This window comes from Neisseria sp. HMSC066H01 (assembly GCF_001837375.1).
In the GTDB taxonomy this organism is placed as follows: Bacteria; Pseudomonadota; Gammaproteobacteria; order Burkholderiales; family Neisseriaceae; genus Neisseria.
Genome location: NZ_KV832195.1, coordinates 125,591 through 136,600 on the forward strand (window position 1 = coordinate 125,591; position 11,010 = coordinate 136,600).

The window sequence follows — 11,010 nt, forward strand, 5'->3', positions numbered from 1 at the left end:
TATTAAAATAATTAGAATAAGCGGTCAATTTTTTATTCCTTGGGAAAAATCATGAATAAAACCTCTTTTCCTGTATTCCGCCTTAGCCTCATTACACTCGCACTATCAACAGGCTTCGCCCATGCCGAAAATACGCACCCCGCAGAAACTGCCGAACTGAATGAAATTAAGGTTACCGGTACTGCCGTACCGACCCGCGTTACCCGCAACCAGCTTGACCGCGAAACTTCGACCGATTTGAAACAAGTCATGAAAGACCAAATCGGTATGGATGTCGGCGGCGGCAACGGCGTGGCTCAGTTTTACAGCATCCGCGGCGTCGGCGAAGACAAGATTAATCTGGAAGTGGACGGCACCAGCCAATCCACCAAAATCTTCCACCACCAAAGCCGCTTCCAGCTTGACCCCGCTTTGGTGAAAAGCATCAACGTCGAAAAAGGCACGGGCGCGGCGAGCGCGGGCTTGGGCGCGGTCGGCGGTACCATCCGCGTAACGACGGTTGACGCGAAAGACCTGCTGACCGACGGTAAACCTTTCGGTTTCAAACTCGGCGCAGGCTTGAGCAGTAATAAAGGCTCAACCGGCAACGCAGCGGTTTACGGCTATCAAAACGGCTTCGATGCCCTGTTTGCGGGCAACTTCCTCAACAACCGCGACTACAAAGACGGCAACGGCAATGTCAACCGCGGCAGTCGTCTGAAACAGCACAGCTACCTCGCCAAACTCGGTTACGACTTCAACGACGACCACGGCATCCGCCTGACCTACCGTCAGGAATACCAAAAAGGCAACCGCACCGACAAAGCCGAGTTCCAAAACGTTGATAGCTACGTCGGCGTGGACGGCACTTATCAAAAAGAACAATCCTACAATCTGGAATACCGCGGCCGCAACGTCGGCTTCCTCGACAAAATCGACGCCAACGTCTTCCAAATCAACACCGACGACACCAAGCCGCCTAAAGGCGCACCTTCCCCGAAAGCCCACGCCTCCGGCACGGCGCAAGGCGGCGTTCCCATCGGCCAACTTGAGTTAAGCAAAATCAAAGCAACTGGCGCCAACCTGAACCTCGCCAGCTCCTTCGGCGACGGACACATGGTGAAATACGGCGTCAACTACCGCCACGAAACCTCCGAGCCGTCCGACAAAGGCGCATGGCTGAAGATTCTCGGCCTGTATGACCGCGACAAAGAGAAGAAATCCGAATACGGCGTGTACGCGGAAGGCATTTGGAATTTGCACCCCGTTACCCTGACCACCGGCCTGCGTTACGACCATTTCAAATACAACGCCGCCAGCAAACAAAGCGCGTCGCACGGTCAGCTCAACCCCAGCATCAGCGCGATTTGGGACATCAACGACAACTTCTCCCTCTTGGCAAACCTCAATCAGGCAAGCCGTGCGCCCCGCCTGAACGAAGCCCTCTTGGCTAACGAACGTGCAGGCGCTGCCGCCGATTTGGACAGCAACCTCAAAGCTGAAACCGCCCGCCGCACCGAATTGGGCTTCAGATGGCGCAACGACAACTTCAACGTCAGCGGCAGCGTGTTCCACCAACGCATCAAAGACCTCATCGTCTATCGTTGGGCAAAAATCAACAACAACACCGCCTCCATCACCGAACGCGGCAAAATTTACAACGGCGGCACGCTCAAAACCTACGGCTACGAACTTGACGCGTCCTACCGTTGGGGCGGCCTGACCGCGCGCGCCGGCGTATCCTACGTCAAACCGCGTCTGAACGGCGAAATGTACTACGGCGAAAGCCCGATTCAAGCGGAAGACCACGAAAGCTCGTTCACCTTCTGGAACACCAGCCGCCAATGGCTGACCGGTCTGTCTTACCAGTTTGAAAACCCCAAACTCGAAATCGGCTGGCGCGGCCGCTACGCCCAAAGCGTGAAATACACCGACGTCTCCCGCGGACTAGGCACGATACACGGCAAGAAAGCCGGTTACGGCGTACACGACATCTACGCCAACTGGCAGCCGCTGAAAAAAGACAACCTGAACGTCAACTTCGCTGTCAACAACATCGGCAACAAGCAATACCGTTCACACAGTCAACGCTTCCCCGACGGCAACGGACGCGTGCCCTTCTACGAACGCGGCCGCGAGTTTGCCTTGGGCGTGAACTATCGTTTCTGATAATACGAACGACGTTATAAAGAAGCCAAAGGCCGTCTGAGATTCAATTTTCAGACGGCCTTTATTCTATAATATCTTCACTTAATGCCTACATACGTGTGCACTATACAGATTTCATGCAGACTTTGTTTTTAGTCCTTTATGATTGGTGCACAACCAACCGCTCGATATCATTTAACAACCTCCTGTCGCACAAATCAAACACAATCTTTCATTAGGCAAACTATGCTGTGCAAAACGTAAAAAACAGTTTATTTTTACCATAATTATATCTATGATAATGATTTTATGCCGTTTGACAAAGCACACTATGCTAATCTACAGAAAAGGGAACAATATGTCTGCAATCAACACTAAAATCAAAACCTTCATCTTAACTGCTATCAGCGCCGCAATCCTTTCAGCCTGTGGTGGAGGTGGCGGCGGTGGTAATGCAGCACTTTCCACTGGCTCAACCAATACCGGCGGTAGCAGCAGTCCTGAAAAAAATGGTGGTACAAACAATAATAACAATACAACCCCAAGTGATACCAATAACAGTAACAGCGAATCTCCTGCTGAAACCACTAACAATAAAGCCGACAAACTCGAAGAATTGACGGATGAAAAACCGATCTCTCCGTTGAATACAGATACTCCGTTATCTACCAGCTTCATTTCTTCAACAAGCGCGCAACAAGGCAATCCAAATATTCAGCTGCGCCGCAATAATGATACTAACAGACTGTTTTATACGGATAATCAAACAAATAATCAAAACGGTTTAGTTAGCTCTTTGGATTTTAAAGCTAATGATGAAGTTAAATTAGATGCAATCGTGTTGTATAACAAAACAGAAGAAGGCAATGCAACGCAGGTTCAATTTACTACTACAGACTCCATCATTGCCAAAGCATTTTCAGGCGGTAAAACCAAGAGTGATGTCAGCGGACAAACGGGACAAGAACCGAATCATGAGTTCAAAGTCGGACAATCCACGCTGGATCAAAAAATCGTTGAGTTGTATCAAAAGTCTGAAAACGCAAAAAGTGCTTTAGCTTCTGCCGAACGAAAACTGGCAAATGATACAAATGCTTTTGCCGAGGCGCTGAAAAACAAAACCCAAGCAGAACGACAAGCTGCTAAGGCATATAACTCAATGTTGGAGACACTTGGTACGCACTCTGAAGAAACGGCATCTTTTGAAAAAGCAAAAAAAGAATTAGAAGAAGCCAAAGCCAACTTTAAAGCTGCCATAGAAAAGACGACAGGAGAAAGTGTAGAAGAGTTAGAAAATGCCAATAAAGCCTTAAATACCGCACAAGATGAACTGGATAAACAAATCTCTACTTTAACAAAAAATTTGAATAACGAGGATTTGGCCAAATTCAAAGCGGCTAAAAATAATTGGGAAAATGCTGAGGAAAACCTGCAAACTGCAAACCAAAACGTAATATCCGCAAAAGCAACGCGCACTTCTAGCAAAGACGCAAGAGATGCCGCTGAAAAAGCTAAAAACACAGCTGCTAAAGCTTATGACGATGCAAGACAAGTACGCCAAGATTTAACAGAATTGGCCGAAAACCATGCCAACCAGCTTGCATACATTGCTAAAGATAAGAATGGAACTGTATTTGACAAACGATTTGACGGCATTTACATCATCCGCTTTGCCAACGGCACACAAATCGTCATGCACGACCCTGCTGCAGCCGGTTGGACTTACCAAACTTTTGCCCATTATATCGATCCGAAGTCTGGTGTCATTCACGGCTATCAAAGCCTAGGCGACGAAACCAAGTTTACTGCCCTCCCTGCCAGCGGCACAGCGACTTACAATGGTTTGACCACAGCCTATGTTGTGAAGAACAACGACCAAAACCGTCAGCTGACTGCCGATGTTAAAGCCATTGTCGATTTCGGCTTGAAAGGCGTACGCTTTGAGACTACCAATTCCCAATTCCATTCCCTCGACGCCAACGGTCGCCGTGTAACCGTAAAAGGTGCTGACTACGATATGAAAGGTACGGCGAAATGGGAAAACGGCAACCTATTCCTCGGCAAGGTCGAAGCTACCGCAGCCGGCTTGAAAGGTAATTTGAGCGGTAAATTCTTCGGTCCGTCTGCCGCAGAAATTGGCGGTACATACGGTTTGAAAAAAGAAGACGGCAGCGAACACATGATTGGCGGCTACGGCGCAAAACGCCAATAACCGTTGCTGAGTCTACCCAAAGGCCGTCTGAAAACTTGAAAACAGGTTTTCAGACGGCCTTTCCTTAACTTTTCTACTTAACCATCACCCTTTCCTTCAAAGTCTTCAATACGTTCTTCACTGTATTAATCCGCACTTCGATATTTTCCATCTCTATGGTAAATCGCAGCTTATCCGCGCCGGCAAGGCGGTATTTTTTGTCGTTTTGAATCAGCAGGATGATTTCGGTTGGATCGACATTGTTGTTTTTGCCAAAGGTTACCGTTACCGCTTCGCTGGTCGCATCAATGGCATCTATGCCTAATTCTTTTGCCGCAAGCCGTAAGTGGTGGCTTTCGATGAGGGTTTTGACGGGTTGTTCGGGCAGGCCGAAGCGGTCGACCAGTTCTTCGTGTATGGCGTTGATTTGCTGCACGGTTTCGCAGACGGCAAGGCGTTTGTAGAGGACGAGCCGTTCGTGGATGTCGGGGCAGTAATCTTCGGGCAATAATGCCGGGCTGTGCAGTTTGATTTCAGTGGTAATGCCCAATGGTGCGTCGAGATCGGGCTGACGGCCTTTTTTGAGGTCGCGCACGGCTTGTTTGAGCATTTCGGTGTAGAGCGTGAAGCCGACCTGCATCATTTCGCCGGATTGCCCTTCGCCAAGGATTTCGCCGGCGCCGCGGATTTCCAAATCCTGCATGGCGAGGGTGAAACCTGCGCCGAGTTCGTCTGCCGCCGCGATGGCATCGAGGCGTTTTTCTGCGTCTTTGGTGATGTATTCGGGCGTGAGCAAGTAGGCGTAGGCTTGGTGGTGACTGCGGCCGACGCGTCCGCGAAGCTGGTGCAGTTGCGCCAGCCCGAATTTGTCGGCGCGGTTGATGATGATGGTGTTGGCGTTGGGAATGTCGATACCGGTTTCGATGATGGTGGAACAGAGTAACACGTTGAATCGTTGCTGCAAAAAGTCGCGCATGACTTGTTCCAGTTCGCGCTCGCGCAGTTGTCCGTGCGCCACGCCGATGCGGGCTTCAGGCAGCAGGGTTTCCAGCCGCTCGCGCATATTTTCGATGGTATCCACTTCATTGTGCAGGAAAAATACCTGCCCGCCGCGTTTGAGTTCGCGCAACACGGCTTCACGCACGCTGCCTTCGCTGAACGGTTTGACAAAGGTTTTGACGGCAAGGCGGCGGCTGGGCGCGGTGGTAATCAGCGAGAAGTCGCGCAGGCCTTCGAGCGCCATGCTGAGGGTGCGCGGAATCGGCGTGGCGGTCATGGTGAGGATATCGACATTGGCGCGCAGGCGTTTGAGCTGCTCTTTCTGACGCACGCCGAAACGGTGTTCTTCATCGATAATCACTAAACCTAAGTTTTTGAATTTGATGTCGTCCTGCACCAATTTGTGTGTGCCGATAACGATATCGACCGTGCCGTCTGCCATGCCTTCCAGCGCGGCTTTGGTGGCTTTGCTGTTGTTGAAACGCGAAAGGCTGGCGACTTTCACGGGGAAATCGGCGAAGCGGTCGGCGAAATTTTGCGCGTGCTGCTCGACCAGAAGCGTGGTCGGGGCAAGTACGGCAACCTGTTTGCCGCCCATCACCGCCACAAACGCGGCGCGCAGGGCAACTTCAGTTTTGCCGAAACCGACATCGCCACACACGAGGCGGTCCATCGGCTTCGCCTGTGTCAAATCTTTAATCACAGCGGCGATGGCGGCGGCTTGGTCTTCGGTTTCTTCGTAGCCGAATCCGTCGGCAAATGCCTGATAGTCCATCTCGTTGATTTCAAACTTGTGTCCCGATTGGGCGGTGCGTTGGGCGTAGAGGTTGAGCAATTCGGCGGCGGTATCGCGCGCTTTTTCGGTGGCTTTGCGTTTCGCTTTGTTCCACGCGCCGCTACCAAGCTTGTGCAAAGCTACGTTTTCATGCGCCTGGCCGGAGTAGCGGCTGATTAAATGCAGTTGAGAAACAGGCACATAAAGCTGCGCTTCGCCCGCGTATTCAAGCAACATCATTTCGTTGGTTTCATCGCCCAGATCCATCGTTACCAAACCCATATATCGGCCAATGCCATGTTCTTCGTGAACGACGGGATCGCCGATATTGATTTCAGCAAGGTCGCGCAACAGGCCGTCTGAAACGGCGGCGTGTTTCTTGCGATGATGTTTGCGCGAGCGGGCGACGTATTGGTAGAGGTCAGATTCGGTGATGACCGCGATGTTTTGATCTTCTAATTTAAACCCGTATGCCAACGGCGCGACCGTAATCATCAGCGGCTCGTGTGCCGATAAAAAGCCCTGCCAGTCGGACACAGGTTTGGCTTTCAAGCCGTTTTGCTGCAAGAAGCCGAGCATGGTTTCGCGCCGTCCCAAACTTTCGGCGCACAGCAAAATCCGCCCGTCAAAGGTCGTCTGAAAATCCTTCAATGCCTGCAACGGCTCGTCGGATTGGCGGTTGACGGCAAGATCGGGCAAGGTGTGTTCTTTTCCGGAAACATCGGGCAGCACTTGTCCGTAGTTTTTCAGACGGCCTGCGAATACATCGGCAGAGAGATACAAATGCTGTGGAAGCAAAGGCGGATAGGTTTCGTCGCCCTGCGCCATGGCGTAACGTGATTTGACGTCACTCCAAAAACGGTTTGCCTCGGCGTCAACATCGCCCAAAGAGACAAACAGCGCATCTTTGCCGATATAGTCAAACAGCGTGTCCAGCTCGTTTTCAAAAAACAGCGGCAGATAATATTCCACGCCCGCGCCGAAGTGGCCGTTGCTGACGGCTTTGTACACGGCGGCATCGTTCGGATTGCCATCGACTTCCTCGCGGAAGCGGCTGCGGAAAATCTTTTGCGCCTCGCTGTCGGTGGGGAACTCGTGCGCCGGCAGCAGGCGGATTTCGGAAACGGGCGAGATGGTGCGCTGCGTTTCGGTGTCAAAGGTTTTGATGCTGTCGATTTCATCGTCGAACAAATCGATGCGGTACGGCATTTCGCTGCCCATCGGGAACAAATCGACAATGCCGCCGCGCACGGCAAACTCACCCGCCGCGACAACATGGGAAACATGGTTGTAGCCCGCATCCACCAAATCGGTTTTCAGACGGCCTATATCCAAAGTCTGCCCCGTTTTCAGCCAAAACGTGCGCCCCATCAAAAACGGCACGGGCGGCAGCTTCTGCATCGCCGTGGCAACCGGTACGAACAACACGTCCGCCGTGCCACTCTTAATCTGCCACAACGCCGAGAGCCGTTCCGACACCAAATCCTGATGCGGCGAAAAACGCTCGTAAGGCAGCGTTTCCCAGTCCGTCAGGAACACCGCCGTATCGTGCGGACGGAAAAACAGCCAGGCCGTCTGAAGGCGCAACGCCTGTTCCGCATCCTGGGTCAAGACAACCTTGAGCTGCTTATGTGGCAGATAACGCGCCAAAGCCAAAGGCAGCGAGCCTTGAGACAGATTGAGCCAACGGGATTTTTCACGGGGTTTGGGAATCGGATAGGTCATGACAAAAAACAGTGTGCAATAAGTCAATACAAGCACCGCAGGCCGTCTGAAAATTTTTCAGACGGCCTTTAGTGAGCAAATTAATTTTCAATTTTACTGGATACAGGTTTAAAAGAATACAAGGCCTTACAATCAGACAGCCACGCCTGCCAGTTTTCCAATAAACCCGGTTATCGCCAATGCTGCCACTCCCCACAGGCACACGCGTATAACCGCAGGAACAACAGGTGCGCCGCCCAGTTTGGCGGAGACATAACCCAGTAATGCCAGACCGAACAAAGTGGAGACGGCCAAGGCCGGAACAATGGCACTAGAAGCTGTCAATGCGACTAGTAAAGGTAAAATAGCGCCGGCGCAAAATGAAGCGGCAGAAGCCAGCGCGGCCTGCATGGGACGGGCGGCAGAGGCTTCGGTAATGCCGATTTCGTCGCGCGCGTGGGCGGCGAGTGCATCGTGTTCCATCAAGGCTTGCGCGACTTCGGCGGCAAGCGCGTCAGACAAACCGCGGCGGCGGTAAATTTCAGTCAGCTCTTCCAACTCTGCGTCAGGATTGTTTGCTAATTCGTGGCGTTCTTTGTGCAAATCGGCTTTTTCCGTATCCGATTGGCTGGACACGGAAACGTACTCCCCTGCCGCCATTGACACCGCCCCCCCGATAAGCGCCGAAACGCCCGTCAACAGCAGGGTTTGGAAATCTGACGCGGCTGCGGCTACGCCCGTCAACAGCGAGGCAGTGGAAATCAGGCCGTCATTAGCGCCCAATACGCTTGCCCGAAGCCAGTTGTTGCGGTCGCTGAAATGGCGTTCACTGTGGTGTGAATACATATATGCTCCGATAAATTGGCAGTGTCCAGATGATGATAACATTGTATTGTTTTTTGAAATCCATGTCAGTTTATCCCTTCAAATCAAGCATTCTTAAATCTTTCTGCTACCATTTCAAACCATAAAAACCAACGCTCCTCTTTAGATTTTTTCAGACGGCCTGAACGCTTTTACAAGCAAATTTATTGTTCCAAGTCATGGCATTATTACAAGACAGTTTTGTACTGCTTGGTTTATCGCTCTAAAGATGCTATCTTTATGAATCTTTCCACTCCCTAATCCATTGAAAGGATATATCATGGCTGAAGAAAACAAAATCAAAGTAAACGATTTGCCTGAAGATAAAAAAGAGCAAACCGAAGAAACCGAGCTGCCCGTTGTCAACAACGAAGAAAAACGCGGCGGCCATGGCGAAGGCGGTTGCTGCGGTGCATGCGGCGGCTAATCTTCCCGATAAGGCCTCAAGGCCGTCTGAAAAGTCTTACTTTTCAGACGGCCTTTTCTTTTCTAAACAATAACAGGTAAATGAATGAAAGGACGAAGTAAGGGAATTTAAACCTTGCCGTGTTTGTGCTACATTCATATCCTTACAAACCACAACAATCTGCACACGCAGACACACAAGGAAGAAAAAAATGTTTTGGTATATCGTTGGTTTTTTCGCCTTCATCGTTTCCCTGCTTTCCCTTTGGGTCAATGCCAGCGCATTCGGCATGGAAGAGGATGGCACGCCGCAATCCGAATATGAAAAAATGTTGGGCTTAGGTGCGAAATTGAAAGATAAAGAAACAGCTGCGAAAGAACGCGAAGCGGCGCGCTTTCATCCTGACGATTAAGCCTTATAGACTGGACAATCGTGCCGAACTGGGCTAATGTTCCAAACGCATAACGCACACCAACACAACTATACGAGAAGGTAAGAGAAATGACTGTACGAATCGAACACGATTTATTGGGCGACCGCGAAATCCCTGCCAATGTTTATTGGGGTATCCACACGCTGCGCGCCATTGAAAACTTTAAAATTTCCACGCAAAAAATTTCCGACGTACCGCAATTTGTCCGCAGCATGGTGATGGTTAAAAAAGCCACCGCGCAAGCCAACGGCGCATTGGGTGCCATCAAGCCGGAAATCGCGGCCGCCATCGAAAAAGCCTGCGACGAAGTATTGATCAAAGGCCGCTGCCTCGACCAATTCCCATCCGACGTTTATCAAGGCGGCGCCGGTACTTCGGTCAACATGAACACCAACGAAGTCATTGCCAACCTTGCGCTGGAAGTGTTGGGATACGAAAAAGGCCGCTACGACATCGTCAATCCGATGGACCATGTCAATGCCAGTCAATCCACCAACGACGCCTATCCTACCGGCTTCCGCCTTGCCGTGTATTACAGCATCGGCGAATTGCTCGACAAACTGGCTATCCTGAAAAACGCCTTTGCCGCCAAAGCCGAAGAGTTTAAAGACGTTTTGAAAATGGGACGCACCCAGCTTCAAGACGCCGTGCCGATGACGGCCGGACAAGAATTCCAATCTTTCCAAGTGTTGTTGGAAGAAGAAATCCTCAACCTCGACCGCACCCGCTCCCTGCTGCTTGAAGTCAACCTCGGCGCCACCGCCATCGGTACAGGCGTGAATACACCCAAAGGCTATGCGGCTTTAGTCGTTGAGAAACTCTCCGAAGTCAGCGGCCTGCCTTGCAAACTGACTGAAAACCTGATCGAAGCGACCTCCGACTGCGGCGCATATGTGATGGTACACGGCGCATTGAAACGCACAGCCGTCAAACTGTCCAAAATCTGTAACGACTTGCGCCTGCTCTCTTCCGGCCCACGCGCCGGTTTGAAAGAAATCAACCTGCCTGAATTGCAGGCCGGTTCTTCCATCATGCCGGCCAAAGTCAATCCGGTAATTCCCGAAGTCGTCAACCAAGTGTGCTTCAAAGTCATCGGCAACGACACCACCATCACTTTCGCAGCCGAAGCAGGTCAGTTACAGCTGAACGTTATGGAGCCAGTCATCGCCCAATGTATGTTTGAAACCATTTCCCTCTTGGGCAACGCCGCGGTCAACCTGTCCGAAAAATGCGTCAAAGGCATTACGGTCAACCGCGAAATCTGCGAACGCTATGTTTTCAACTCCATCGGTTTGGTTACTTACCTGAACCCATACATCGGTCACCACAACGGCGACTTGGTCGGCAAAATCTGCGCCCAAACCGGCAAAGGCGTGCGCGAAGTCGTACTGGAGCGCGGTCTGTTGAGCGAAGAAGAGCTCAACCGTATCCTCTCTCCTGAAAACCTGATTAATCCTCATCTGTAATCAGGATTTGAAATCAAAGGCCGTCTGAAACTTTAAACGTTTAAA

The 11,010-nt window shown here is 51.1% G+C and carries 7 protein-coding genes; 5 read left to right on the top strand and 2 right to left on the bottom strand.

The features are described from left to right. Positions 1-51 precede the first annotated feature (51 nt). Both HMPREF2551_RS07465 and HMPREF2551_RS10745 read left to right on the top strand, forming a co-directional pair. Positions 52-2,148, top strand: coding sequence for a TonB-dependent receptor domain-containing protein (locus HMPREF2551_RS07465; protein ID WP_070838204.1), 2,097 nt, complete (start codon positions 52-54; stop codon positions 2,146-2,148). 337 nt (positions 2,149-2,485) lie between these two features. Then, positions 2,486-4,339, top strand: a complete 1,854-nt coding sequence (locus HMPREF2551_RS10745) for a transferrin-binding protein-like solute binding protein (protein WP_283122419.1) — start codon at positions 2,486-2,488, stop codon at positions 4,337-4,339. Positions 4,340-4,412: 73 nt separating this feature from the next. Here HMPREF2551_RS10745 and mfd read toward each other — a convergent pair whose 3' ends face one another. Together mfd and HMPREF2551_RS07480 are read right to left on the bottom strand one after the other, a co-directional pair. Beyond that, the gene (mfd, locus tag HMPREF2551_RS07475) at positions 4,413-7,817 is read right to left on the bottom strand and encodes a transcription-repair coupling factor (RefSeq protein WP_070838665.1); all 3,405 of its coding nucleotides are present in this window, start codon (positions 7,815-7,817) and stop codon (positions 4,413-4,415) included. Positions 7,818-7,949: 132 nt separating this feature from the next. Then, positions 7,950-8,642 (bottom strand): VIT1/CCC1 transporter family protein, encoded by a 693-nt coding sequence (locus HMPREF2551_RS07480; protein WP_070838206.1) that lies wholly within the window; start codon positions 8,640-8,642, stop codon positions 7,950-7,952. 298 nt (positions 8,643-8,940) lie between these two features. Between HMPREF2551_RS07480 and HMPREF2551_RS10610 the strand changes: the two genes are divergently transcribed. The 3 genes from HMPREF2551_RS10610 (at position 8,941) to aspA (ending at position 10,965) form a co-directional block, all read left to right on the top strand. Then, a complete protein-coding gene (locus HMPREF2551_RS10610) occupies positions 8,941-9,087 on the top strand; it encodes a hypothetical protein (RefSeq protein WP_049322342.1) in 147 nt (48 codons plus the stop codon). A 190-nt stretch (positions 9,088-9,277) separates the two neighbouring features. Further along, the gene (locus HMPREF2551_RS07485) at positions 9,278-9,478 is read left to right on the top strand and encodes a hypothetical protein (protein WP_003746297.1); all 201 of its coding nucleotides are present in this window, start codon (positions 9,278-9,280) and stop codon (positions 9,476-9,478) included. An 89-nt stretch (positions 9,479-9,567) separates the two neighbouring features. Then, entirely contained in the window at positions 9,568-10,965 is a 1,398-nt protein-coding gene (gene aspA / locus HMPREF2551_RS07490; RefSeq protein WP_070838207.1) for an aspartate ammonia-lyase, read from the top strand. The last annotated feature ends 45 nt before the right edge of the window (positions 10,966-11,010 follow it).

Coding starts and splice junctions, on each gene's coding strand:
- HMPREF2551_RS07465 (WP_070838204.1), top strand. CDS start 52: ATGAATAAAACCTCTTTTCCTGTATTCCGCCTTAGCCTCATTACACTC.
- HMPREF2551_RS07480 (WP_070838206.1), bottom strand. CDS start 8,642: ATGTATTCACACCACAGTGAACGCCATTTCAGCGACCGCAACAACTGG.
- HMPREF2551_RS10610 (WP_049322342.1), top strand. CDS start 8,941: ATGGCTGAAGAAAACAAAATCAAAGTAAACGATTTGCCTGAAGATAAA.
- HMPREF2551_RS10745 (WP_283122419.1), top strand. CDS start 2,486: ATGTCTGCAATCAACACTAAAATCAAAACCTTCATCTTAACTGCTATC.
- mfd (WP_070838665.1), bottom strand. CDS start 7,817: ATGACCTATCCGATTCCCAAACCCCGTGAAAAATCCCGTTGGCTCAAT.
- aspA (WP_070838207.1), top strand. CDS start 9,568: ATGACTGTACGAATCGAACACGATTTATTGGGCGACCGCGAAATCCCT.
- HMPREF2551_RS07485 (WP_003746297.1), top strand. CDS start 9,278: ATGTTTTGGTATATCGTTGGTTTTTTCGCCTTCATCGTTTCCCTGCTT.